The organism is Nonomuraea sp. NPDC003201 (assembly GCF_053590415.1).
In genome coordinates, this window is record NZ_JBSFTC010000017.1 from 55,554 (window position 1) to 80,527 (window position 24,974).

Genomic DNA, 24,974 nt, shown 5'->3' on the forward strand with positions numbered 1-24,974 from the left:
TACGTTTTAACCTATTTATGCGGGGGCAAGAAGTCAGGCCGGGCAGATCTCGCGGCGATATCTGCCGGGCGCCACGCCGTACTCCCGTTTGAAGGCGTTGGCGAAGGCGAACTCCGAGGTGTAGCCGACCTTGGCGGCGATCTGGCCCAGCGGGGCGTCGGACGCGCGCATGAGGTGGGCCGCCGTGGCCAGGCGCCACCAGGTGAGGTACGCCAGCGGCGGCCGGCCGATCAGCTCGCCGAAGCGGCGCGAGAAGGCCGACCTCGACAGCCCCGCCCGTGCGCCCAGCTCCTGGACCGTCCACGGGTGGGCGGGATCCCGGTGGACGGCGTCCAGCGCGGCGCTGATGCCGGGATCCGCCAGCGCCTGCGCCCACCCGCCGACCGAGCACTGGCCGTGCTCCCCCTCGAACCAGGCCCGCAGGATGTAGAGCAGCAGCAGGTCCAGGAGGGACGACACCACCGTGTCGGCGCCCAGCCGCGGGCGCTGGATCTCCGCGCCCAGGGCCTCGACGGCGGCGCGCAGCTCGGTGTGGAGGCCGACGCCGGCCGGGAGGTGGATCAGGTCGGGCAGATCGCGCAGGATCGGGTGAGCCCGGCCCGGATCGAGACGGTAGCCGCCGCACAGCAGCACCGTCGCCGCGGGCCCGTCAACGAGCCCATCGACAGTGGCGGAGGCGAACAGGCCGGGACCGTCGTCCAGCGGGTCGCAGTCGGGCTCGGCGAGCGGGGTGGACGGCGAGTCCGCCATGGCGTAGCCGTGGCCGTGCGGGAAGAAGACCACGTCACCCACCGACAGCGCGATCGGGTCGCCGTCCGGCCGGATCAACCAGCCCGACCCCCGCAGGACGACCTGGAACCCCGCGGAGCCGGGAACCGTCGGGAATCGCTGGCCCCAGGGGGCACGCCATTCGACGCGGGCCGATCGGGGGCTGCCGGTGCGCATGAGGGCGATCACGTCGCTGAGCACGTCCACGGAGGAAGCTTACGAGAGGACGATCGCGTATGAAATCCGGCTCGATGGCGCATTGGTTGTCTCGCGACCGGCCCATACGGTGGCCTGCATGAGAACAGTGTTGGTGACGGGCGCGACCGGCACGGTCGGCAGGCTGGTGGCGGCGCGGGTGACGGAGGCGGGGGCCGAGGTCAGGCCCTTCGGCAGGGCACAGGGCGACCTGGCGGACCCCGGGTCGCTGCCGCTCGACGGGGTGGAGTCGGTGTTCCTGGTGTGGCCGTTCGCCACGGCGGAAGGGGCGCGGGCGGTGATCGACGCGATCGCGCACCGGGCGCGGCGGGTGGTCTACCTCTCCTCCGCCGCGGTACGCGACCACGAACGCGAGGTCGAGCGGCTGATCGAGAAGTCGGGCCTGGAGTGGACGGTCCTGCGCCCGCATGCCTTCGCGGCCAACGCGCTGCGGTGGGCGGCGCGGGTGCGGGCGGGGGTGGTGCGCGGCTCGTACGGCCAGGCCGCCATGCCCGTGCTGGACGAGCGGGACCTCGCGGCGGTGGCGGCACGGGCGCTGCTGGAGGAGGGACACCACGGCGCCGTCCACGACCTGACCGGCCCGGAGTCGATCACCCAGGCCGACCAGGTCCGCATCATCTCCCAGATCACGAAATTTCCGGCGCGCTGGGAGGAGGTCCCGCCCGACCGGACCCGTACGGAGCTCCTGGCCACGGGCTGGCCCCCGCAGGCGGTGGACGGCGTGCTCCAGGCCCAGGCGGACCTCGTCCGCCACCCGGCCCCCGTCACGCCGGCGGTCGAGGAGGTCACGAAGGCCGCACCCCGCACGTTCGGCGCCTGGGTGGCCGACCACGCCGAGGAGTTCCGCGTTCCCGGCGAACCGCCCGAGACCATGCGTGCCGCCCGCATCCACGAATACGGGGACGAGATCCGCTTCGACCGGATCCCCACACCGCGCCCGGGCCCGGGACAGGTCCTCCTCGAAGTGGCCGCCACCTCCTTCAACCCGTCGGAGGTCGGCCTGCGGGCGGGCCTGCTGCGCGAGGTGCTCCCGGTGAGCCTGCCGTACACGCTCGGCGCGGATGTCTCGGGCACGGTCGTCGCGATCGGCGAAGGCGTGACGGGCCTGGCCCCGGGCGATCGCGTGTTCGGCCTGGTGGACGGCGCCGCCGCCGGATACGCGGCCGTGCCCGCGAGCGTCCTGGCCAGAGCGCCGCGCAGCATCCCGCTCGCCCACGCGGCCGCCGTCCCGGTGGCCGGGCTCACGGCCTGGCAGGCGATCCACGAGCACGCCCGCCTCGCCCGTGGCGAGCGGGTGCTGATCAACGGGGCGGGCGGCGGGGTCGGCATGTTCGCCGTCCAGCTCGCCAAGCTCGCGGGCGCGACCGTGTTCGCCACGGCGAGCCCGCGCAGCGCGGCCGCGGTCGAGCGGTACGGCGCCGACGAGGTGATCGACTACACGACCGCGCCGCTCCCCGGCGGCATGGACGTGGTGCTGAACCTGGCCGCGCTCCCCCAGGAGGACGCCGCCGCCCTGGCCGGACTCGGGCGCAGGACGATCACGATCGCCACCCCGATCGAGGGCGGCACCCACTTCGTGGCCCGCAACGACCCGGCTCAGCTCGCCGAGCTGGCCGCGCTCGTCGACCGGGGCGAGCTCACGGTCGAGGCGGCCGGGTATCGCCCCCTGACCGAACTGGAGGAGGTCCACCGCGCGGCCGGGCAGGGCCGGACGCGCGGCAAGATCATTCTGCTGCCGGACTGAAGTGGCGCAGCACCTCGGGGTTGGCCATGGCGTCGGGATTGGCCGCCTGCTCGACGGGCGTGCCCAGCAAAATCTTGCGTACGGGCACCTCCAGCTTCTTGCCGGAGAGCGTACGGGGGATGCCGGGGACGGCGTGGATCTCGTTGGGCACGTGGCGGGGCGACAGCTCCTTGCGCAGGGCGTCGCAGAGGGTCCGCTGGAGCGTCTCGGTCAGCGTCGCGCCCTCGGCGAGCGTCACGTACAGCAGCAGCCGCCCCTCCTGCCCGAGCTGCCCGGTGTCGATCACGAGGCTGTCGGCGATCTCGTCGAACCGCTCGACGACCCGGTAGAACTCGCTGGTGCCCATCCGGACGCCGCCCCGGTTGAGGGTCGAGTCGGAGCGGCCGTAGATCACGCAGCTCCCGTCCTCGTTGATCTTGATCCAGTCGCCGTGCCGCCACACCCCGGGGTAGACGTCGAAGTAGCTCTCGAAGTAGCGCCGGCCATCGGGGTCGTTCCAGAACATCACCGGCATCGACGGCATCGGCGCGGTCAGCACGAGCTCGCCCACCTCGCCGACGACCGGCTTGCCCGCGGGGTCGTACGACTCGACCTTCGCCCCCAGCGACCGGCACGGGATGATGCCCGCCCTGATCGGGTGGAGCATGGTCGCCCCGACGAACCCCGTGCACACGTCCGTGCCTCCGGAGAACGACCCCAGCGGGACCCCGGGCAGCTCCGAGGCCACCCACGAGAACCCCTCCGGCGGCAGCGGCGACCCGGTCGAGCCGACGCCGCGCAGCCGCTCCAGCCCCTGGGGGTGGATCCCGGCCTTCAGCGAGGCCATGATGTACGGCGCCCCGGCCCCGAAGTAGGTCACCTTCTCGGAGTCGGCGATCCGCCACAGCGCGGCCGGCGACGGATAGGTGGCCGCGCCGTCGTACAGCACCGGCGTGGCCCCCACCAGCAGGGCGCCGATGAGGTAGTTCCACATCATCCAGCCCGTGGTGGTGTACCAGAAGAACACATCGCCTTCGCCGATGTCCTGCTGGAAGGTGAGGGACTTGAGGTGCTCCAGCACCACGCCGCCGTGCCCGTGCACGATCGGCTTGGGCAGCCCGGTCGTGCCGCTGGAGTAGAGGATCCACAGCGGGTGGCCGAACGGCACCCGCTCGAACTCCAGCGGCCCCTCCTCGGCCCGCAGCCCCTCCCAGCCGATCACCTCGCCGTGCGGCACCTCCCGGGTGTGCGCCTCGGCGGGCCCGGCCTGCTGGGGAGCCTGGCCCTCGTCGAGCGCCGCCAGGTAGGGGATCCACACGGTCGCGCGCAGCGTGGGGAGCTGGGCGGCGATCTCGTTGACGGCGTCGGAGCGGTCGTAGGTCTTGCCGTTGTAGTGGTAGCCGTCGACCGCGATGAGCACCTTGGGCTCGATCTGCTTGAACCTGTCGACGATGCTCGGCACCCCGAAGTCGGGCGAGCCGGCCGACCAGATCGCGCCCAGGGAGGCGGTAGCCAGGAAGGCGATCAGGGCCTGCGGAATGCTCGGCAGGTAGGCGGCCACCCGGTCGCCGCGCCGCACGCCGAGGCGGGCCAGCCCCGCCCGCACGCGGGCGACCTCCTCGCGCAGCTCGTCCCAGGTCAGCTCCTGGCGGGCGCCGTCCTCGGACACGAACACCACGGCGGTGCCCTCGGTGCGGCGCAGCGCGTTCTCGGCGTAGTTGAGCGTGCTCCCCTCGAACCACGTGACGTCCGGCATCGTCCCGGAGAGCACCGGCCCGTCGCCCCGGTCGCCGACCACGTCGAAGTAGTCCCAGATCGACGTCCAGAACTCGCCCGGGTGCTCGACGGACCACCGCCACACGTCCTCATAGGGTCCCGGCCGTCCCAGCCACTCCAGGTAGCGGGTCAGCCCGGCCTTCGCGATGACCTCTTCGCTCGTCTCCCAGAGAAGCTCGCCCTCAGCAACCATGTGCCCATCCTGTCGCCCGTCGGGGGGAAAGTCATACCCGGACCCCCACATAACTTGCTATCTCCGTAGGTGGTCCACCGCCATACGCGCCGCCGTGCCGATCACCGCGTCGGCGCGCGGCTGGTTGAGCGCGGTGCTGAACGAACGCGTGCACACGGCCACGGCGTAGCGCCGGCCGTCCGGATACTCGACGACCCCCGACTCGCTGCGCAACGTGGGCAGCGTGCCGGTCTTGCCGCTGACCGCGACGTCGTCGTACGGGAAGCCGGAGGCCAGCCGGTGCGGCCACACCTGCATGTTGAGCACGCCGCGCATCCAGGCGCACGACTCCTGCGAGGCCGCCTCGTCCCGCCAGATCATCCCGAACAGCGCGGCCAGCTCGCGCGGGGTGGACCTGTTCGCCCGCGCGGGGTCGAGCACGCTCAGCCGCGCGATGTCCTCCGGATCCAGGAACGGCCACGCGTGCCCGGCGTCGACGGCCATGCTGCCGAGGAGCTCCCGGGCGCTCTGCGTCACCCGCGTCCCGTCGAGCCCGAACCCGGCCAGCATGGTGTTGATCGCCTCGAACCCGACCCGGCCCAGCAGCACGTCGGCCGAGGTGTTGTCGCTCACCGCGATCATCAGGTACGCCAGGTCGCGCAGCGAGATCGTCACGTCGTCGAGCATCGCCGAGAGCCCGGTCGGCCCCGAGACCCTGTCCCCGGCCGTGACGGTCACGCGTTCGGAGAGGTCCAGGAGCCCGGCGTCGGCCTGCCCGCAGAGCGCCACCAGCAGCGGCACCTTGAACATCGACGCCGTGGGCACCGGCTCGTCCGGCCCGTGCCCCACCTCGCGCCCCGAGTCGATGTCGGCCGCGTACAGCCAGCCCCGCACCCCCGCCGCACGGAACAGCGCCTCGAAGTCCGGCGTGCTCATGCGAGCATCCCCGGCCTGCGGCTGATCCGCCGCACGGACACCGCGCCCTCGTCCGTCATCCCGGCGCTCTCCTTCAGCGTGCGTACGGCGACGGCCGAGAAGTCGTCGACCAGTTCGTCGATCGGGGCGGCCACCGCCTGGCGCCAGGCGGTGGAGACCCGGCACGTGATCGGCGAGCCTAGCAGCGGCCGCCACACCAGCCCCGGGAGCTCCACCTTCGGCCCGAACGCCACCGCCGCGCCCGCCAGCACCAGCCCCAGCCCGGCGCCTTCGTGCACCTGTACGGGGACGTAACCGTGGCGGCGGCACTCCGAGAGCATCTCCGCGTACAGCCCCGGCTCGCCCTCCTGGGGCGGCATCAGCAGCTCCCGCCCCGCCAGGTCGGCCAGGTGCACCTCGCCGACTCCGGTGAGGGGGTCACCCTCGGCCAGCAGCACCCCCTGCGGCTGCGCCAGCACCTGGCCGAACCGCAGGCCGGGCGCGGCGACCGGATGGCGGACGAGGCCGACGTCGATCGTCCCCTCGGCCAGCGCCGTCACCTGGTCGGCGGTCCAGATCTCGGCGGGCGCGAGGCGTACCGCGGGATTGGTCTCGCGGAAGCCCGCGACCAGGGCGGCGATGGCGGCGGCGGCCAGGTCGGGCGGGAGGCCGACCTTGAGCACCGTGCCCTCGCCCTGCCTGGCCAGCTCGTGCAGCCGGTCCACCCGGGCCACGATCTCGCGGGCCTCGCCCAGGAGCAGCCGGCCCGCCTCGGTGAGCCGCACCTGGCGGGCCGAGCGGTCGAACAGCCGCACGCCGAGCTCCTCCTCCAGGCGCTTGATGCGCTGGCTGAGGGGCGGCTGCGCCATGCCGAGCCGGATGGCGGCGTTGCCGAAGTGGAGTTCCTCCGCGACGACGGTGAAGTAGCGAAGGTGCCGGACGAGGTCCACGACCAGCCACTATATCCAGATTTATATCTGTAAGGCGCTCATATCAGTATTGGACACCCTTGCCGTCCCTCTGGTGTCCTCTGCTCCATGGCACCGCAAACGGGGACAATATACGCACGGCGCCGCCGCTGGCCATGGATCGTTCCGGGGCTCCTGATCCCGGTCGTGGCGGCGGGAGGCGTCATCTGGGCGCTGCGCACGGAGGGCTCGCCGGAGGAGACTGCCGACAAGTATCTTTCGGCCTGGTCCGCCCAGGATTATGCGGGGATGCGCGCTCTGGTGGCCGACCCGCCCGCCGACTTCGAGACCTGGCACCGGCGCTTCCGCACCGACCTCAAGCTCACCGAGGCGTCCTTCAACCGCCCGAGGCCGACGGGCGTCTTCGCCTCCTCCCCGGGGGACGAGGTCGGCTTCCACGCCAGGCTGCTCGGCCAGCAGGACTGGACCTACGACGGCGAGCTCAAGCTCGTGGAGCGCGACCGCAGGTGGAAGGTCGCCTGGACGCCGGCCGCCATCCACCCGCTGCTCAAGAAGGGGCGCTCGCTGCGGGTGATCTCCCAGCAGGGCGACCCGCTGCGGGTCCTGGCCGCCGACGGCACCGCGATCAACACGCCGTCCGCGCCCGGCTCGGTGCAGCAGCTCGTGGAGGGCATCAGGCAGACGTTCCCCGACCGCTTCAAGAAGCCCGCCCGCTCCCGGATCGACCTGTACGAGGGGGACAAACCCATCCAGACGGTCGTCCGTGCCAGTGGATATCGCCCGCTCCAGACCACCATCGACCTGAAGGTCCACAGCGCCGGGGCCAAGGCCCTGGAGGATGTGTCGGAACCGGCGTCCCTGGTGGCACTGCGCGCCTCGACCGGCGAGATCCTCGCGGTGGTGAACAAGCCGGGGGGCTTCAACCGGGCCCTGCTCGGCAAGTATCCGCCCGGCTCGACGTTCAAGGTCGTAACGGCCTCCGCGCTGGTCGCGGACGGGGTCGAGCCGTCCCGCCAGGTCACCTGCCCCGCCGAGAAGAACATCGGCGGCTTCCCGTTCCACAACGCCGACTTCGAGGACTTCGGCACGCTGTCGTTCCAGGACGCGTTCGCGCATTCGTGCAACACGACGTTCGGGGAGATGAGCGTGGGCCGGCTGAACGGCGGCCGGCTGGCCCAGGTCGCCCGCAGCTTCGGCTTCGGCACCCCGATCACCCCCGGCGTGCCCGCGGTCCGCGCCGAGTTTCCGGACCCGAAGGACGACACGGACCTCGCCTCCGCCGGCATCGGCCAGGGCCGCGTCCTGGCCAGCCCGCTCAACATGGCCTCGGTCGCGGCCGCCATCGCCTCCGGCGCCTGGATCTCCCCGACCCTCGTCAAGGAGGAGCTGATCCCGGACGCCCAGCCCACCAACCCCCGGCCGCTGGAGGACGGCGTGGTGGCGGCCCTGCGCAAGCTGATGCCGGCCGTGGTGACGGACGGCACCGCCCACGCCGTCCAGTTCCCCAAGGGCACGGCCGGCAAGACGGGCACGGCGGAGTTCGGGTCGGGCAAGGAGCCGCCGACCCACTCGTGGTTCATCGGCTACCGCGGCGACCTGGCCTTCGCGGTCATCGCCGAGGGCGCGGGCACCGGCGCCGGCGTGGCCGCCCCGGCCGCCGCCCGCTTCCTCAACACTCTCGGCGGCGGCGGCACGTGATGCTAGGCGGTGCGGCCGACCGGGGAGGTGAGGCCCGCCACGGCGGCGACGACTTCGGAGGCGTTGGAGAGGTCGGGCAGCACCACGTCGGCCCCCGCCTCGCGTAGCTCGGCCGCCATGGACCGGCCCGAGGCGACCCCGATCATCGCCGCACCGCCGATCTTGGCGGCCTGGACGTCCCGCGTGGAGTCCCCGATCACCACGGTGTTCGCCGCGGTGAACGGCGTGCCCAGGCGCTCCTTGGCCCGGGACTGCGCCACCTGCAGCAGCGTCGCCTTGGGGTAGACCTCCTCGCCGTACCCGCCCAGCGTGAAGTCGATGTGCTTGTCCAGCCCGAACGCCTTGAGCTTGTGCACGGCGTTGCTCCTGATGGTCCCGGTCAGCACCGTCTGGATCACGCCGTCGAGCCTGGCCACCGACTTCAGCGCGTCCTTGGCCCCCGGCAGCGCCCGCCCCTCCTTGGCCAGCCGCCCGCGCCGGTCGGCGAAGGCCACGGCCAGCGCCGACAGGAACTTGGGCAGATGGTCGTCCTCGGCCAGGATGCCGTTGACGGCGAGCGTCTCGAAGACGATCTCGGAGTCCGGGCGCCCCAGCGGGGGCACGAGTTTGACCAGCGGTCGCCCGGTGACGACGCGGAACGCCTCCGCGTAGGCGTCTCTGGTCACGATGGCGACGTCGACCAGCGTGAGGTCGATGTTCCACAGCACAAGGCGGTTGATGGCAGCCTCCTGGGGGGTGACCCTGCATAGGGTACGGCGGGCGCCGCCGTTCGTGTCCACCTACGGTACGGCCGGCGCGATACGCGGGGCCGACGCCTTGGCGATTCGGGCATGAAGGTTTTACGCGAAATTCAGCGCGTCCGCCAGCGTGTCGACCACGGGAAAGCCGATGCTCGCCAGCTCGGCGCGGGTCGTCATGCCGCCCGTGTACAGCACCGCCTTGGCCCCCACGTGCCGCGCGGCGAGCCCGTCGTCCACGCTGTCGCCGATCACGAGGACCTCGGCGGGATCGATCCCGAGGGCCGTGATGTGCGCCGTCATGTGCGCGGCCTTCTCGCCGCCCGTGGTGCCCAGCAGCCCGTCGATGCGGGTGAAGTGCCGGGTGATGCCGAACGAGTCGACCTTGGGCACGAGGTGCGCGTGCGGCGCCATCGAGCAGAGCGACTGGGTGCCCGTCCAGTTCGCGAGGACCAGCTCTGCGTCGGCGGCCAGCGCGCAGGCGTCGCTCAGCCGGAAGTAGTGCTCGTGGAACCCGTCGTCGAGCAGCTCCCACTCCCCCTCGGTCAGGGGGCGGCCGAGCATGCGCTCGTAGGCGACCCAGATGGGCCGGGTGTAGACCGCGCGGAAACCGTCGGCGGTCATCTCAGGAAGCTCGTACGGCTTGAAGACCTCGTTGGTGGCCCCCACCACGGCGTCGATGTCGTGGAAGAGCGTGCCGTTCCAATCCCAGATGATGTGCTTTGTCATGTTGCGACAAGCTTAGACGGCACGTGTGACGTTTCGATGAACGCCCAGAACAGGGGCCGCGACCATCCGGCCACGGCCCCTGGAGGGAGAGCTAGCCGCAGGCCTTCGCGGTGGTGCCGGCGCCGTTCTGACCTCCACGGCCGCCGTTCCACTGGATCGAGGCGCTGCCCCAGGCGCACATGTTGTTGGCCCAGACCATGTTGCCCCAGTGCCGGCCCTTGTTACCCGCCTTGAAGCGGAACTGGTCGTAGCGGCCGTCCGCCGCGTAGACGCTGATGGTGCCGGTCGCCGAGGAGGCCGTGCGGATCTCGACCCAGTTGGTCTTGCACTTGCCGGACCACCAGAGCTTGATCGTTCCGACGTTGCCGTCGAGGCGGCTCTTGATGGGGGCGGTCTTGACCACCTTGGCCGAGTTCCAGCAGCCCGACTTGGACGGGTCCTTGTGGTCGCCCGGCTTGGCCTGGGCGTGCGCGGGCGCGCCCGCCAGGAGGACCGCCGCGACGGCTCCCAGGACAGTAGCGGCAACTCGAAGCTTCACTTGGACCGACTCCTTGCGTAAACAACACTTGCTAGATCGCGACACTAGCGAGGCCCGGCTCCAAACGGTCAAGGAAGTGTGATCGATGTAACGTCACCGTTATGATCGCAGAAGGTCGGAAATCTCCTGCGTGGCATACCACATGAGCTCGTGCGCCTCGGCCCCGTCCACGGCGAATCTCGCGTCGTCGTCGCCCTCGTCCGCGGCCGGCAGCGCGGCGACGGCGGCCTCGATGTCGGTGATCGCCTCGTGGTCGTCGATGTGCACCGCGGCCACCTTGGCCAGCGGGATCGGGTCGGCGAGGCGTACTCTCGCCCGTTCCTCCAGATCGACTCCGGCGGCGACCGAGCGCTCCGGCACCTCGGCGGCGACCACCACGCGCCGGAACGCGGTCTCGGCGCCGTCGGCGCGGTCGGCGGCCAGCATCCGCAGCGACGCGCGGGCCGCCTCGGTGAGCGCCACGTATTCGAGCTCCTCGGTGTCGCCCGAGGCGTACCACTCGGTCAGCGCGGGGGTCACCGCGTAGCCGGTCAGCGGGGCCGGACCCAGCTCTCCCGACTCGACCGCGTGGGCCAGTGCCGGGAGAGTGCACGGCAGATAGACGCGCATGACGAACCTTTCGTGCTTTCTTTCTGGCCGAGCTCAGCTCGGCGTGCCGAGATGGAGGTCCGCACTCGGCGGCGGCCCTGTCTCGGCGTACAAGGGCTCTATCATGCCCGTCGCAGCGTGAGACGGAGGAGAGACTCGAGTTCCTCGATGGTCGAGTTGGCATCTTGGTGATGGATGCCGGCGATGCCGAGCGCGCGGGCGGCCAGGATGTTGGCCTCGATGTCGTCGATGAACACGCACTCCTCGCAGGCCAGGCCGATCAGCTCGACCGCGTGGTGGTAGATGCGCGGCTCGGGCTTGCGCATGCCGACTTCGCCGGAGATCACGATCGCGTCGAAGAGCTCGTCCCAGTCGGCGCGAGGATACTCATTCGACCAAGAGTTAGATACCAAACACGTTTTGACACCATTTTTCCGTACGTCGCGGAGCATGTCGTACATTGCGTCAACGCGTTCGAATCCCGCGAACATCCGCTCCAGCAGCCCCTCGGCCACGGGCGGCACCCCGTCGACGGTCAGCAGCCGGGCGGCGAGGTCGCGCTCGAAGGCGGAGCCGTCGATCTCGCCCCTTTCCAGCGCGTGGACGACGCTTTCGCCGACACCGTCGCCGTAAGCGTGGTCGACCATCTTCCGCATCACCTGGCGGTAGTGGTCGCCGTCGATCCTGTCCGCCGCGATCCAGCGCGCGATGGAGTCGGAAAGGCTGGTCGTCAGCACCCCGCCCCAGTCGATGAGCACACCCGTAAGCACCGTTCCAGAATAGAACGTCACCGGCACTTATAAACCGTTAAAACCCCATAAAAAGGTCGCCCGATATATCCGGTTAAGGTGTGCTTCCAGCGATAGTCGCTACCCAGAAAGGACCGCCGTGCGGACGACGATCCTGATCACCTCCCCTTCCCCTGACCGATGGACCGCCCCGGGACTGGAACTCTTCGAGTTCGCGCCGATCTTCCCCGGCGGCCCGGAATGGCTCACCAAACCGGTCCTCATCGCCCTGCTCAGCTCGGTCATCGCCATCGCCCTGTGCTGGGCCGCGTTCGCCAAGCCGAAGATCATCCCACGCGGCTGGCAGAGCATCGGCGAGTACGCGTACCTGTTCGTACGCGACCAGATCGCCCGGCCCAACCTCGGCGCCGACTCCGACCGATGGATGGGCTTCCTCCTCACGATCTTCCTGACCGTGCTCATCTGGAACCTGATGGGCATCGTCCCGCTCATCCAGTTCCCCGTCGCCGCGCACATCGCCTTCCCCCTGGTGCTGGCGCTCATGGTGTACGGCATCAAGGTCTACCTCGGCGTCCGGCACCACGGCGTGCGCGGCTACCTGAGGGGCATCGTGCACCTCCCGGGCCTGCCCGGCTGGGCGTACGGCCTCTATGCCCCGCTGATCCTGGCCGAGGTGTTCATCACGTCGCTGTTCACCCACTTCGTACGGCTGTTCGCGAACATGTTCGCCGGCCACATCCTCGTGGCCTTCTTCAGCTCGGTGGGCTTCTGGTTCCTGTTCGAGCGGCTCACCCCGCTGGGCGCGGGGCTCGGCGTCCTCGGCGTGCTGATGACGATCGTGATGACCGCGTTCGAGATGTTCATCCAGTTCCTACAGGCGTTCCTGTTCGCCATGCTGGCCGGGATGTTCATCGCCGGCGGCCTGCGCGGCGCGCACTAGCTAGCGCGTGACCTGGGCGGCCAGCTTGCGGTGCGCCGCGGAGCGCAGCACGCCGGCCGCCTTCTCCGCGTCGGCGGCGGGGGCCTCGGTCAGGTAACCCTTGGCCTGCTTGAGCGAGAGCAGCCTGGTGACGGACTGGTCGAGCCGCTCCTTGGAGATCCGGCCCGACCGCACCGCCGCCACCACCGCCTGGTAGGCCTTCGGCAGGTCGTTCGGCATGAGCAGCAGGTCGGCCCCGGCCAGCACGGCCCGCACCGCGATCTCCCCGTCGTTGTACTTCTTGCGCACGCCCTCCATGTTGAGCGCGTCGGTGGAGATCACGCCCTTGAAGCCGAGCTTCTGCCGCAGCAGGCCGGTCAGGATGGGCTTGGACAGCGTGGCCGGGTCGCCCGACGGGTCGAGCTTGGGGAAGACGAGGTGGGCGCTCATCACGGCGTCCACGCCCGCCTCGATCGCCGCCCTGAACGGCGGCGCGTCGATCTTCTCCCACTGCGCCTTCGTGTGCTTGATCACCGGCAGCCCGGTGTGGCTGTCGACGTCGGTGTCGCCGTGGCCGGGGAAGTGCTTGGCGGTGGCGGCCACCTTCGCCTCGCCGAACCCCTTGACCGCCGCCGCGACCATCTTCGCCACCCGCGCCGGGTCGTTGCCGTAGGCCCGGGGGCCGATGACCGGGTTCTTGGGGTTCACGTTCACGTCGGCGACCGGGGCGAAGTCGAGGTTGACGCCGAGCGCGCGCAGCTCCTCGCCGGTGGCCCTGGCCACGGCCCGGGCCCGGTCGGGGTTCCTGGTGGCGCCGATCTGGGCGGCTCCGGGGAAGTCGGTCATGAGCGCGGACATCCTGGCCACCAGGCCGTTCTCCTGGTCGGTGCCGATCAGGAGCGGCACGTCCCTGGACGCGCGCTGCAGGCCGTTGGTGAGGCCGACGACCTGGCCGACGCCCTTGATGTTGTGCGGGAAGAGGATCACGCCGCCGAGGTGGTACTTCGCGATCACCTTGGCCGGGGTCTGGGCGCCGTACCTGGCCTGGTTCTCGCCCGACACCGTGTCGGCCGCGGTGCCGTACAGGACGGGCATGAAGAGCTGGCCGACCTTCTCCTCGACGCTCATCTTCGCCAGGACGCGCTCCACGGCGCCCTGCCGCGCCTGCGGCGGGCTCTGCGGCGTCGTCTGCGGAGGCGTCGTCTGCGGGGTCTGCGGGGTCTGCGGGGTCTGCGCGGGCGGTGCGGCCTTGCCTCCTCCGGTCGGGGTCGCACCCGCCGGGCTGCCGCCTGCGCCGCAGGCTGTCAGAGCGATCGCGAGGAGGCCTGCCATACCGATCCGTCGAAGCATGCCTCCAAAGGTATCCATGAGACAACCCACACCAGACCGTCCCTTTACCAAGACGGCCGGATGTGGCCCCGGTTACAGCCCCAGCCGGGTGAGCCCTGACAGGTGCACACGGGCCGCCGCACGCGCCTGAGCCGCCGTCGTCTGCGCCCGCGCGGCCTCGGCGGCCCGCTCGCACTGCTCGAGCGTGTGCGCGGCCAGCACGGCGCGTACGGCGGGCAGCGCCGCGGCGCCCATCGACAGCGAGGAGACCCCGAGCCCGACGAGCACGCAGGCCAGCGCCGGGTCGGCGGCCGACTCGCCGCAGACGCCGCACGGCTTGCCCGCTCTCGCGGCGGCGGCCGCGGTCATGGCGACCAGGTCCAGCAGCGCGGGCAGCCACGGGTCGTGCAGCGCGCTCACGGCGCCGACCTGGCGGTCCGCGGCGTAGGCGTACTGGGCGAGGTCGTTGGTGCCGATCGAGACGAAGTCCACCCGGGTGAGCAGCTCGCGGGCGCGCAGCGCGGCCGACGGGATCTCGACCATCGCGCCCACGTTCGCCAGGCCCCTGGCCCGGCACTCCTGCGCGAACCACGCGGCCTCCTCGGACGTGGCCACCATCGGCGCCATCACCTGGAGCCGCTCGGAGGCGACGGCCGCGAGCGCGCCGAGCTGCGCCGCCATGACGTCGGGGAATCTCCTGAACCTGCGCAGCCCCCGCTCACCGAGCGCCGGGTTCGGCTCGGCGGGTCCGGGCAGGAACGCCAGCGGCTTGTCCGCGCCCACGTCCAGGGTCCGCACGACCACCTTGCCGCCGGGGAACGCCTCCAGCGCCGCGCGGTAGGCCCGCCGCTGCTCCTCCGTGGACGGCGGCCCGGTCCTGTCGAGGAAGAGGAACTCGGTGCGGTAGAGCCCGATCCCCTCGGCCCCGGCGTTGACGGCGTCGTCGAGGTCCGCGGGGCCGCCGATGTTGGCGAGCAGCGGAACCGGGTGCCCGTCGGCGGTCCTGCCCGGCCCTTTGGCCGCGGCGATCGCCGCCTGCCGCGCCGCGTCCGCGCCGACCGCCTCGGCCACGTCGGACTCGGCCGGCTCGACGTGTACGTCTCCCGACGTGCCGTCGGCCATCACCCGGACGCCCGGCGGGATCTCCAGCGCGCCCGGGCAGGCCACGACGGCGGGCACGCCCATCGCCCTGGCCATGATCGCGGTGTGGCTGGTGGGGCCGCCCTCCTGGGTGACGAACGCGGCGACGTCCTCCTTGCGCAGCATCGCCGTGTCGGCGGGCGCGAGGTCCCTGGCGACCAGCACGTACGGCTCCTCGGGCGCGACCGGGAGCCCCTGCATGGCGTGCCCGTAGAGCAGCGCGATCACGCGGTCCCTGATGTCGTCGAGGTCGGCGGCCCGCTCGCCCAGGTAGCCCCCGGACCCGGCCAGTACGTGCCGATATTTCGTGAAAGCTTCAAAAACCGCCCTCGGGGCGGCTAGGCCGCGGTCGATCAACGTTCGCACCTTGACGACCAGCCCGGGATCCTCGGCCATCAGCGCCTGGGCCTTGAGGATCTCCTCGGCCTCGCCGCCCGCCTGGTTCCCCCGGGCCTCCAACTCTCCCGCGACCTGTGTGAGCGCGGCCATCGCGCGCTCCTTCTCCTGATCCGCCTCACCGGTGTAGGTGGCGCCCTCGGGGGGTTCGGGCACGGAGACGGTCAGCACGTACGCGGGGCCGTGCCCGATGCCCGGGCTGACCCCGACCCCCCGCAGGTTCATGGCGCCGCGGCGATCGCGGCCAGCTCGTCGAGGACCTCTTCCGACCCCTCGCCCTCCGCGCTGATCACGACGGTCTCGCCCTGCCTGACGTCCAGGGCCATGATCGCGAGGATGCTCTTGCCGTTGACCTGCTGGCTGCCGTGGGACTTCGTCACCGTGATGTCCATGGGGGCCTTCTTCGCCCGCTGGACGAACGTCGCGGCGGGCCGGGCGTGCAGCCCCACTTCCGCCGCCACGGTGACCTTGCGCTCACCCATTACTCCTCCTTCTGGTGCCGGTCCAGACCAGCCGGACCCTCGTGCGATAGCGCGTGTACATTCTGCCGTCTCGGCGGACACGCTCGTTCCGGAGCTATTCCCATCGGAAGAGCTCGTCCCCCGCGTGAACCGCCCCCTCCGCGACCTCGGTCACGGACCCGGAGAGGGCGTCGAGCGCGACGACCGGGCAGACCGGCGAGCGGCCGCCCGCCTCGACGACCGCCGGGTCCCAGGCCACGACGGGCTGACCGGCGCTCACGCGGTCGCCCTCGGCGGCCAGGAGCTCGAACCCCTGGCCTTTGAGCTGGACCGTGTCGATGCCCAGGTGCACCAGGACGCCTCTGCCGTCGTCTCCGACGATGACGTACGCGTGCGGATGCAGTTTCATGATTTTTCCAGCTATGGGGGCTACGGCCTTGCCCGGCCCGCGCAGCGGGTCGATCGCGGCCCCCGGCCCGACCAGCCCGGCGGAGAACACCGGGTCGGGCACGGCGGCCAACCCCACAGCTGCCCCCTCAACCGGGGCGAGAACAGTCGTCATGGTCTCGCCCTTAGCCGATGATGTCCTCGATGTCGCTGGCGATGGTGTCCGCCTCCGGCCCGACGACGACCTGGACCACGTTCCCCGCGGCCATCACGCCGTGCGCGCCCGCCGCCCTGAGGGCGGCCTGATCGACCTTGGACGCGTCGTGCACCTCCGTGCGCAACCGGGTGATGCAGGGCTCGATCTCGATGATGTTGTCGGCCCCGCCCAAACCGGCGATGATCGCGTTCGCGTCAGCCGCCATCCGGCCCTCCCTAGAGCTCTTGTGACCAGGCTATTTCAGTCGGTCTGGGTGACCTTGTTCAGCCCGCGCGGCGCGTCGGGGTCGATGCCGAGCCTGCGGGCCAGCGCCTCGGTGAGGAGCTGACCGGGCACGATCAATCCCATCGGAGCCACCCATTCGGGCAGGTCGGGGCCGTTCAGCGCGGCGGTGCCCGCCCGTGCGAGCGCGTCGCCCCCACCGATCGTGTACGCCGCCGCGCCCGCGGCCACCACCCGCTCGGCCAGCGCGACCGTACCGGACAGGGTCGGGCTGTTCTCGGCGGCGACCAGCAGCGCGGGCGTGTCGGCGTCGACCACGGCGATGGGGCCGTGCAGCAGGTCGGCGTAGGACAGGCCCATGGCGTGCAGGTAGCAGGCCTCCTTGAGCTTCAGCGCCGTCTCCAGGGCCGTCGAGAACGCCAGCCCGCGCCCGGACACGACCACGCCCGGCTTGTCCAGCAGGCCCTCGACCACGGCCTCCAGGTCGCCCGGCTCGGTGATCAGCTTCTCCACCGCCTCGGGCACCCGCCGCAGGTCCTCCGCGTCCACGTCGGCGCCCAGGCCCAGCGCGAGCACGGCCAGGGCCGCGAGCTGCGTCGTGTACGTCTTGGTCGCGGGAACGGCCTTCTCCTCGCCGGCGACCGTGCACAGGGCCACGTCGGCGGCCTGCGCGAGGGGGCTCTGCTCGCCGCCGTTCGTGATGCCGACGGTCCTGGCCCCGCAGTCCTTGGCCCAGGCCAGCGTCTCGACGATCTCCTCGGTGCGCCCCGACTGCGAGATCGCGACGGCCAGCACCCCGTCCAGGTCAAGCTTGCGCTTGTACGTCGTGGCGATCGAGGGCGCGGCCAGCGCGGCCAGGCGGCCCGCGTGTGATTCGACCAGGTATCGCCCATAAACTGCAGCATTGTCAGAGGTACCGCGCGCGATGAACAGCAGCTGGCGAGTCTGCTCGCCCACTGCTCTCACCTCGTCGACCCTCGGCAGCAGGGAGTCCAGGGTGGCCCGCAGCGCGGCCGGCTGCTCGGCGATCTCGCTGCGCATCTTCGTGGTCATCTCGGGCTCTTTCCTTGATCGACTGCGACGCGGACTTGACCGTCTTTCGCGACATGTGGTCTAGTCCGGACTAGACCAGTACGAACCATAACCCATTGCCAAGGTCGCGATCGAGGGGAGGATCCGTGGCGCACATCGATCCGGACAGCCCGGTGCCCAAGTATTTCCAGCTCCGCGAGATCCTGCTGGACCTCATCGACAGCGACGAGCTGAGCATCGGGGCGGCCATCCCGTCCGAGCGCGAGCTCTGCCAGCGCTTCGGCCTGTCCAGGATGACCGTACGGCAGGCCGTCGACCACCTCGTGTCCGAGGGCCGCCTGCACCGGGTGCCGGGCAAGGGGACGTTCGTCGCCCGGCCCAAGATCGAGCTGGCGCTGCAGCTGACGTCGTTCACCGACGACATGAGGGCGCGGGGCATGATCCCGGGCTCGCGCGACCTCGATCGCCGGATCGTGCGGGCCAGCGCGCACCTCGCCAAGGAGCTGGGGATCCAGCCGGGCGAGGAGGTGCACTTCATCGAGCGGCTGCGGATGGCCGACGGGGAACCCCTGTCCATCGAACGGGCGCACATCCCGGTCAAGCTCGCCCCCGACCTGGGTTCCCACGACTTGTCGGATAAATCACTTTATGAGCTGCTGGAGAGCCGCTACGGCCTGGTCATGGACGCCGGCGAGCTCACCATCGACGGCGGCATCGCCGACCCGAGCGACGCGGACCTGCTGAAGCTCCCGCGCGGCGGCGCCGTACTGCTGCTGCAGCGCAGGTCGTTCGCCGGCGGCGTCTGTGCGGAGCTGGGCGTGTCCACGTATCGTGCGGATCGCTACCAGTTGCGCACCATCCTGGAAATGCCCGTAAGACGGGGCTGAGGCCTCACCCGGCTCGGAGGAACGCCCGGTGAACGAGACCACCGCCGCCCGGCCTTCGCCGTTCGCTCGCGTGATGACCGTGCTCCAGCGGCTGGGCCGCTCCCTCATGCTGCCCATCGCCGCCCTGCCCGCCGCCGCTTTGCTGCTGCGCTTCGGCCAGCCCGACATGCTCGGCTCCAACGGCGCCGAGCCGGGCGGCCTGGCGGACGTGGCCGGGTTCGCCTGGATGAACCAGGTAGCCGAGGTGCTGGCCGCGGCCGGCGCGGCGCTCTTCGAGAACCTGCCGTTGCTGTTCGCCGTGGGAGTGGCGATCGGCTTCGCCCGCAAGGCCGACGGCTCCACCGCCCTGGCCGCCGTGGTCGGCTACCTGGTCTTCGACCGGGTGACCAAGGTGATGTTCTTCGGCTCCGACATCCGCGACACCGTCCTCATCAAGGAGGCCCAGGCCCAGGGCATCAAGGAGATCATCAACTACGGCATGCAGAACCCGACCAAGGTCCTCGGCGGCATCGTCATGGGCCTGGTCGCCGCCCTCCTCTGGCAGCGCTTCCACCGCATCAAGCTGCCGTCCTGGCTGGCCTTCTTCGGCGGTCGCCGATTCGTCCCGATCATCACCTCCATCGTGGCCCTGCTCATCGGCGTGGTCTTCGGCTGGCTCTGGCCGGTGATCGGCGAGTGGATCCGCCACGCCGGCGAGGCCCTGGCCGCCATCGGCCCGATCGGCACCGGCATCTACGGCCTCATCAACCGCCTGCTCATCCCCCTCGGCCTGCACCACTTCGTCAACTCCGTCGTCTGGTACGTGGTGCCGCAGTGCGAGGTGGGCGGCCGGGTGCTGGGCGGGGACTGGAACTGCTACTTCGGCGGCGCCCCGCACGCCGGCCAGTTCATGGCCGGCTTCTTCCCCATCATGATGTTCGCCCTGCCGGCCGCCGCCCTCGCCATGTGGCGCGCCGCCCCACCCCACCGCCGCGCCACGGTGGGCGGCATCATGCTCTCGGCCGCCCTGGCGTCGTTCGTCACGGGGATCACGGAGCCGATCGAGTTCGCCTTCATCTTCGTGGCCCCCCTGCTCCTGGTGGTGCACGCCATCCTGACCGGCCTGGCCATGGCCCTGACCACCTTGATCGGCGGACAACTGGGATTCGGCTTCTCCGCCGGCCTGCTCGACATGCTCCTGAACGCCAGCAAGTCGAACACCCAGAATTTGCCCGGGATCCTGATATTGGGGGTGATTTACGGCGTCGTCTACTACGCCGTCTTCACCTTCCTCATCCGCAAACTCAACATCCTCACCCCGGGCCGCGAACCCGAACCAGACCTCGACTCAGGCGAAACCTAACCACCCCCACCCACGGCCGCACCCGGCGCCACCGCCACCCAACGGCGAGACAGCGGCACCCACCACAGCCCCGCCCGGGCACCACAGACGACGCGCCCGCGCAGCCCCGACCACCTCACCCCACCCGCGCCACCAAAGCGCACCCGGCGCCAATCAACGGCGGGAGTCCGCTCACGCCCCCCGGAAAAGGGACGACCACCACCCCACTACCCGCATGCCCAAAATGGTTTGGGACGCCCGCAACCACGCCAATCACGTCCGGAATAGCCGCCCACCCCCACCCCAAGGGGATCCAACTTCCAAAAATCTTCTCCATCAAAGACGGACGAACCCAGCCACCCCCAGGAGAAGTTGGCGGCATTTGTATTCCCAGCCCAGACCGAAAACTCCTTATAACGATTCTTTCTTCGTCCAAGAATTTGGAGGATGCGTGTCAACAACCCCCCGCATCGGCGTCACCCCCACCCCCGAACCCCCCTACGACGAAGAGCAGCCGACATCGGAAATCGCACCCCCGGAAATCCACGGCACCCTGGCCCTGGACCCCCACCCCCTCGTATGGGGCCCGCCGGGATCCATCCCCGATGAGCGCAAGCTGCGCCACCTCGGGCAGGCGCTGGCAGAGGTGCTCGCGGGCCGCCGCCCGCCGGAGACCGTGGCCGACAAGCTCACAGCTCGCGCCTACCGAGAGCTGGTCCAGGCAGGACAGATGATCAGGACCAGCCGCCCCCCGTTCGCCGGCAGCGTGCACGTCAAGGAGCCCAGGGACGGTGCCGTGGAGATGTGCATGCTGGTGCACTGCGGCGACCGCAACCGCGTCCTGGCGATACGGCTCGAACGGAGAGGCGCCCAATGGCTCTGCACGGACTTCGAGACGGCATAGAAAAAGGCATTTAAAGAGCCCAGAAAAGACACGGCAGAAAAAAGAGACCCCCACACGAGGTGGGGGTCTCAAAAAGAAGCGTCAGGCCGCGTTCTTGGGGTCGCCGTGGCAGCGCTTGTACTTCTTGCCCGACCCACACGGGCAGGGCGCGTTGCGCTCCACGTTTCCGTACGCGGCCCGCTCCGCCGAAGTGGTGCGGACGCGGGTGTGCTCGACCTCGCCCTGCTCGCCGGGCGCGGAGTATTCGAGCTCGGCCGGACGCTCAGGCCCGCGCAGCCCGCGCGCGATGATCGAGCGGGTCTCCGCGATGACCGCGTCCTCCTCCTCGACGATCGGGTTTTCCTGCACCTCCACCTCGAGGTTGAACAGGAACCCGACCGAGTCCTCCTTGATGCCCTCGAGCATCGCGGCGAACATCTCGAAGCCCTCGCGGGCGTACTCGATCTTGGGGTCCTTCTGCGCGTAGGCCCGCATGCCGATGCCCTCGCGCAGGTAGTCCATCTCGTACAGGTGCTCGCGCCACTTCCGGTCGAGGACCGAGAGGATCACGCGGCGCTCCAGGTCGCGCGTGGTCTCGGGGCCGAACTCCTCCTCGCGCCTGGCGTACGCCTCGAGCGCGTCGGCCTTGACCTTCTCGGAGATGAACTCGGCGGACAGCTCTTCGCGAGAGCCGGCCTCCTCGATGAGGTCCTCGATCCTGATCGAGATCGGGTAGAGCTCCCCGAACGCCTTCCACAGCTTGTCGAGGTCCCACTCCTCGGCGAAGCCCTCGGACGTGGCGCCCTGCACGTAGCCGTCGATCACCTCGCCGACGAAGCCGCGCACCTGCTCGTGCAGGTCGGCGCCCTCCAGCACGCGGTGGCGCTCGGCGTAGATGACCTTGCGCTGGCGGTCCATGACCTCGTCGTACTTCAGAACTTCCTTGCGGATCTCGAAGTTCTGCTGCTCGACCTGGTGCTGGGCGGAGGCGATGGCCTTGGAGACGATGCCGGACTCGATCGGCTGGTCATCGGGGATCTGCAGCCTGGTCATGATCATCTCGACCCTGGCCGAGTTGAACAGGCGCATGAGATCGTCGCCGAGCGACAGGTAGAACCGCGACTCACCGGGGTCGCCCTGACGGCCGGAACGGCCGCGGAGCTGGTTGTCGATGCGGCGCGACTCGTGGCGCTCGGTGCCGAGAACGTAGAGGCCGCCGAGCGAGGTGACCTCGTCGTGCTCGGCCTTGACCGCAGCCCTGGCCTTCTCCAGCGCCTCGGGGTAGGCCTTCTCGTACTCCTCCGGCGTCTCGACCGGGTCGAGGCCGCGCTGGCGCAGCTCGAGGTCGGCGCGGAACTCGGAGTTGCCGCCGAGCATGATGTCGGTGCCTCGACCGGCCATGTTGGTGGCGACGGTGACCGCGCCCTTGCGCCCGGCCTCGGCGATGATCGACGCCTCACGCGCGTGGTTCTTCGCGTTGAGCACCTCGTGCTGCACGCCGCGGCGCTTGAGCGCCTTGGACAGCCGCTCGGACTTCTCCACCGAGGTCGTGCCGACGAGCACCGGCTGGCCGGCCTCGTAGCGCTCCTTGATGTCCTGGACCACCGCGTCGAACTTGGCGTCCTCGGTCTTGTAGACCACGTCGGCCTGGTCCTTGCGGACCATCGGCCGGTTGGTCGGGATCGGGACGACACCCAGCTTGTACGTCTGGTGGAACTCGTTGGCCTCGGTCGCGGCGGTACCGGTCATTCCGCTCAGCTTGGTGTAGAGGCGGAAGTAGTTCTGCAGGGTGACCGTGGCGAGAGTCTGATTCTCGTCCTTGATCTTCACGCTCTCTTTGGCCTCGATGGCCTGGTGCATGCCCTCGTTGTAGCGGCGCCCGTGCAGGATGCGGCCGGTGAACTCGTCGACGATCAGGACCTCGCCGTCGGCGACGATGTAGTCCTTGTCCTTCTTGAACAGCTCCTTGGCCTTGAGCGCGTTGTTCAGGAAGCCGACGAGGTGGGTGTGCTCGGGCTTGTAGAGGTTGTCGATGCCGAGCCAGTCCTCGACCTTCTCGACACCGGCCTCCAGAATGCCGACCGTGCGCTTCTTCTCGTCGACGATGTAGTCGCCGGTGCTCTCCTCGCCAGGGTTCTTCGCCTCGACGCCCCTGCGCAGGCGGGGCACGATCTTGGCGAACTCCTGGTACCACTTGCCCGACTGCTCGCCGGGGCCGGAGATGATCAGCGGCGTACGGGCCTCGTCGATCAGGATGGAGTCGACCTCGTCGACGATCGCGAAGTTGTGGCCGCGCTGCGCGCACTCCTCGAGCGACCACGCCATGTTGTCGCGCAGGTAGTCGAAGCCGAACTCGTTGTTGGTGCCGTACGTGATGTCGGCCTCGTACTGCTTGCGCCGCTCGTCCGGCTGCTGGCCGGCGATGATGCAGCCGACCTCGAGGCCGAGGAACCGATGGATGCGGCCCATGGTCTCGGCGTCACGCTTGGCCAGGTAGTCGTTGACCGTGATGACGTGGACGCCCTTGCCGGAGATGGCGTTGAGGTACGCCGGAAGCGTACAGGTGAGGGTCTTGCCCTCACCGGTCTTCATCTCCGAGATGTTGCCCAGATGGAGGTTGGCGCCGCCCATGATCTGCACGTCGTAGGGCCGCTGGCCGAGCACGCGGCGGGCCGCCTCGCGCACGGTCGCGAACGCCTCGGGAAGCAGATCGTCGAGCGTTTCACCGTCTGCATGGCGCTGCTTGAACTCATCCGTCAGCGCACGCAACTCCGCGTCGGACAGGCTCGTGAAGTCGTCCTCGATGGAGTTGACCTGGTCTGCGATCCGCTTGAGCTTGCGCAGGATCTTGCCTTCGCCGGCACGTAGGATCTTGTCGAGAATGGCTGCCACTTTATGTAAAGCTCCTCGCAGGTCTACCCCGGCGGCGCCGCCAGGAGGAGAGGCCGAGACAAACTTCCCCGTTGCCATCGTAGGCGGTTCCGCAACCAGACACAGCCACCGTGACGACGAGGGCGCAACACCCATCTGGGAGAATGGGTCAAGGCAGAGGGTATGCCGGTTGAGAGCCGGCTCGCACCAATAAGCGCGATAACCGGCAAAGGAAGGATTAATCATGGTTGAGGGGAAGAAGTCGGAGCATACGGAGAATCTCGGCAGCCACGCCGGGCGCGCGTCATCGTGGCTGGCGGTGACGGTGATGCTGGTGGGCACGGTGGTGGCCGGCTTCGGCCTCACGGCCGCCAACTGGACGCTCGTCTGGATCGGCGCCGGAGTGTTCGTCGTGGGCGGCGTCCTGGCTCTTGTCTTCGATATCTTCACCGACGTCGTGATCGACGCGCCCCGTGTGGGCATGCACGCTGAAGATCACCGCTGACGCACGCTTCACCGGGCGGGCACCCACCCACGGGTGCCCGGCCAGCTCCCATCTCCCACGCTCTGTGCGCCGCCGGTGACCGGTTCTCCCACACCGCCCGCGAGCACCTCGATGGCGTCGGCCGCGGCCTTTCGTAATAGGCGAGCACAATCCCCGTAACGACGAGCCCGCCGCGCGTGTCGGGCGGGGATGAGGGGTTGCGTACGCGGGCGTACCAGCCCGCAGGCGGCGCTGGAGGACCCCTGGGCCCGCTACGGGCGCCGTCGCCTGCCGCCCGGCCGCTCTCAGGTGGCATCGGCGGGCACGGTCGGGTATCGGCGGGCACGATCGGTATCGGCGGGGGCAAGGCGGCTGGCGTTGACGGCGGGCAGACCGAACGCGGTGGCGTCGTGACGCCGACCGGACGCAGTGACCCCCACCGGACGTGGTGGCGCCGACGGTCGAGGACCGGGCGATATTGACGAGCGGCCAGCCGGGCGAGGGTGGCGCCAGTGGGCGGCGAGCCGGGCGCGCCTGGCGTGGGCTGGCGGCAGTCCGGACATTGGCTGGCTGTAGTCCGGACGTTGGCTGGTGGCAGGTCAGGTGTGGGTGGTGCCAGCTAGCGGGCGATGGGCGACCTCCACTGGCCGACGGGCGCGGGTGACGTCGACAAGGCGTCAGGCGGGCGCGGAACGCATCGGCGTGGGACACATTGGCGCGGAACACATCGGCACGTCGGCGCGGGACACGTCGGCGCGGGACACGTCGGCGCGGGACACGTCGGCGCGGGAGGCATCCGTGGGGGCCGCAGGCGTTGGCGGAGCCGCAGGCGTTGGCGGAGCCGCAGGCGTTGGCGGAGCCGCAGGCGTTGGCGGAGCCGCAGGCGT

22 protein-coding genes and 1 pseudogene are annotated in these 24,974 nt (G+C 70.2%); 7 read left to right on the forward strand and 16 right to left on the reverse strand.

Annotated elements, in window-relative coordinates; translation table 11 throughout:
- Positions 1-33 precede the first annotated feature (33 nt).
- The gene (locus ACWDX9_RS10030; RefSeq protein WP_449951288.1) at positions 34-975 is read right to left on the reverse strand and encodes an AraC family transcriptional regulator; all 942 of its coding nucleotides are present in this window, start codon (positions 973-975) and stop codon (positions 34-36) included.
- A gap of 88 nt (positions 976-1,063) precedes the next feature.
- On the opposite strand from ACWDX9_RS10030, the gene ACWDX9_RS10035 reads away from it, so the two are divergent.
- Positions 1,064-2,728: an alcohol dehydrogenase catalytic domain-containing protein gene (locus ACWDX9_RS10035; protein WP_449951291.1), complete on the forward strand. Its 1,665-nt coding sequence runs from the start codon at positions 1,064-1,066 to the stop codon at positions 2,726-2,728.
- Here the strand turns inward: ACWDX9_RS10035 and ACWDX9_RS10040 are convergent.
- From ACWDX9_RS10040 to ACWDX9_RS10050, 3 genes are read right to left on the reverse strand one after another with little or no spacing between them, the layout of a single operon-like run.
- A complete protein-coding gene (locus ACWDX9_RS10040) occupies positions 2,709-4,676 on the reverse strand; it encodes an acetoacetate--CoA ligase (protein WP_449951293.1) in 1,968 nt (655 codons plus the stop codon). The genes ACWDX9_RS10035 and ACWDX9_RS10040 overlap by 20 nt on opposite strands.
- A gap of 57 nt (positions 4,677-4,733) precedes the next feature.
- Complete coding sequence (locus tag ACWDX9_RS10045) at positions 4,734-5,591, reverse strand: serine hydrolase (RefSeq protein WP_449951295.1); 858 nt, start codon at positions 5,589-5,591, stop codon at positions 4,734-4,736.
- Entirely contained in the window at positions 5,588-6,520 is a 933-nt protein-coding gene (locus ACWDX9_RS10050) for a LysR family transcriptional regulator (protein WP_355190818.1), read from the reverse strand. Before ACWDX9_RS10050 ends, ACWDX9_RS10045 begins: the two co-directional genes overlap by 4 nt.
- A gap of 165 nt (positions 6,521-6,685) precedes the next feature.
- On the opposite strand from ACWDX9_RS10050, the gene ACWDX9_RS10055 reads away from it, so the two are divergent.
- On the forward strand, positions 6,686-8,197 hold the full coding sequence (locus ACWDX9_RS10055) for a penicillin-binding transpeptidase domain-containing protein (protein ID WP_449951297.1): 1,512 nt from the start codon (positions 6,686-6,688) through the stop codon (positions 8,195-8,197).
- Positions 8,198-8,199: 2 nt separating this feature from the next.
- On the opposite strand, the gene ACWDX9_RS10060 is transcribed toward ACWDX9_RS10055, so the two are convergent.
- The 5 genes from ACWDX9_RS10060 to ACWDX9_RS10080 form a co-directional block, all read right to left on the reverse strand.
- On the reverse strand, positions 8,200-8,904 hold the full coding sequence (locus ACWDX9_RS10060; protein WP_449951319.1) for an HAD family hydrolase: 705 nt from the start codon (positions 8,902-8,904) through the stop codon (positions 8,200-8,202).
- A gap of 132 nt (positions 8,905-9,036) precedes the next feature.
- A complete protein-coding gene (locus tag ACWDX9_RS10065) occupies positions 9,037-9,663 on the reverse strand; it encodes an HAD family hydrolase (protein ID WP_449951300.1) in 627 nt (208 codons plus the stop codon).
- Between the two features lie 91 nt (positions 9,664-9,754).
- Entirely contained in the window at positions 9,755-10,201 is a 447-nt protein-coding gene (locus tag ACWDX9_RS10070) for a DUF2690 domain-containing protein (protein WP_350728426.1), read from the reverse strand.
- Between the two features lie 99 nt (positions 10,202-10,300).
- Entirely contained in the window at positions 10,301-10,810 is a 510-nt protein-coding gene (locus ACWDX9_RS10075; RefSeq protein ID WP_449951302.1) for a DUF6912 family protein, read from the reverse strand.
- 101 nt (positions 10,811-10,911) lie between these two features.
- A complete protein-coding gene (locus ACWDX9_RS10080) occupies positions 10,912-11,586 on the reverse strand; it encodes an HAD family hydrolase (protein WP_449951305.1) in 675 nt (224 codons plus the stop codon).
- Positions 11,587-11,677: 91 nt separating this feature from the next.
- On the opposite strand from ACWDX9_RS10080, the gene atpB reads away from it, so the two are divergent.
- The gene (gene atpB / locus ACWDX9_RS10085) at positions 11,678-12,478 is read left to right on the forward strand and encodes a F0F1 ATP synthase subunit A (RefSeq protein ID WP_449951307.1); all 801 of its coding nucleotides are present in this window, start codon (positions 11,678-11,680) and stop codon (positions 12,476-12,478) included.
- Here the strand turns inward: atpB and nagZ are convergent, their stop codons facing one another.
- The 6 genes and pseudogenes from nagZ to ACWDX9_RS10115 all read right to left on the reverse strand — a co-directional run bounded on the left by nagZ (position 12,479) and on the right by ACWDX9_RS10115 (position 17,662).
- Positions 12,479-13,807 (reverse strand): beta-N-acetylhexosaminidase, encoded by a 1,329-nt coding sequence (gene nagZ, locus ACWDX9_RS10090; protein WP_449951310.1) that lies wholly within the window; start codon positions 13,805-13,807, stop codon positions 12,479-12,481. It lies immediately after the preceding gene.
- 72 nt (positions 13,808-13,879) lie between these two features.
- Entirely contained in the window at positions 13,880-15,547 is a 1,668-nt protein-coding gene (gene ptsP, locus ACWDX9_RS10095; RefSeq protein WP_449951313.1) for a phosphoenolpyruvate--protein phosphotransferase, read from the reverse strand.
- A complete protein-coding gene (locus ACWDX9_RS10100; RefSeq protein ID WP_192790234.1) occupies positions 15,544-15,804 on the reverse strand; it encodes an HPr family phosphocarrier protein in 261 nt (86 codons plus the stop codon). The genes ptsP and ACWDX9_RS10100 overlap by 4 nt, the downstream gene beginning before the upstream one ends.
- A 94-nt stretch (positions 15,805-15,898) precedes the next feature.
- On the reverse strand, positions 15,899-16,345 hold the full coding sequence (locus ACWDX9_RS10105) for a PTS sugar transporter subunit IIA (protein ID WP_350728420.1): 447 nt from the start codon (positions 16,343-16,345) through the stop codon (positions 15,899-15,901).
- A gap of 10 nt (positions 16,346-16,355) precedes the next feature.
- Positions 16,356-16,595, reverse strand: a pseudogene (locus ACWDX9_RS10110) (glucose PTS transporter subunit EIIB); the annotation flags it as partial.
- A 32-nt stretch (positions 16,596-16,627) separates the two neighbouring features.
- The gene (locus ACWDX9_RS10115; protein ID WP_350728419.1) at positions 16,628-17,662 is read right to left on the reverse strand and encodes an SIS domain-containing protein; all 1,035 of its coding nucleotides are present in this window, start codon (positions 17,660-17,662) and stop codon (positions 16,628-16,630) included.
- 125 nt (positions 17,663-17,787) lie between these two features.
- On the opposite strand from ACWDX9_RS10115, the gene ACWDX9_RS10120 reads away from it, so the two are divergent.
- From ACWDX9_RS10120 to ACWDX9_RS10130, 3 genes are all read left to right on the forward strand, one after another.
- Positions 17,788-18,528: a GntR family transcriptional regulator gene (locus tag ACWDX9_RS10120; protein WP_350728418.1), complete on the forward strand. Its 741-nt coding sequence runs from the start codon at positions 17,788-17,790 to the stop codon at positions 18,526-18,528.
- 28 nt (positions 18,529-18,556) lie between these two features.
- The gene (locus ACWDX9_RS10125; protein ID WP_397368262.1) at positions 18,557-19,870 is read left to right on the forward strand and encodes a PTS transporter subunit EIIC; all 1,314 of its coding nucleotides are present in this window, start codon (positions 18,557-18,559) and stop codon (positions 19,868-19,870) included.
- A 430-nt stretch (positions 19,871-20,300) separates the two neighbouring features.
- Positions 20,301-20,753, forward strand: coding sequence for an Rv3235 family protein (locus ACWDX9_RS10130; protein WP_364242868.1), 453 nt, complete (start codon positions 20,301-20,303; stop codon positions 20,751-20,753).
- A gap of 81 nt (positions 20,754-20,834) precedes the next feature.
- Here ACWDX9_RS10130 and secA read toward each other — a convergent pair whose 3' ends face one another.
- The gene (gene secA, locus ACWDX9_RS10135; protein WP_449951317.1) at positions 20,835-23,624 is read right to left on the reverse strand and encodes a preprotein translocase subunit SecA; all 2,790 of its coding nucleotides are present in this window, start codon (positions 23,622-23,624) and stop codon (positions 20,835-20,837) included.
- A gap of 223 nt (positions 23,625-23,847) precedes the next feature.
- Between secA and ACWDX9_RS10140 the strand changes: the two genes are divergently transcribed.
- Positions 23,848-24,108, forward strand: coding sequence for an HGxxPAAW family protein (locus ACWDX9_RS10140; RefSeq protein WP_350728414.1), 261 nt, complete (start codon positions 23,848-23,850; stop codon positions 24,106-24,108).
- Positions 24,109-24,974 lie beyond the last annotated feature (866 nt).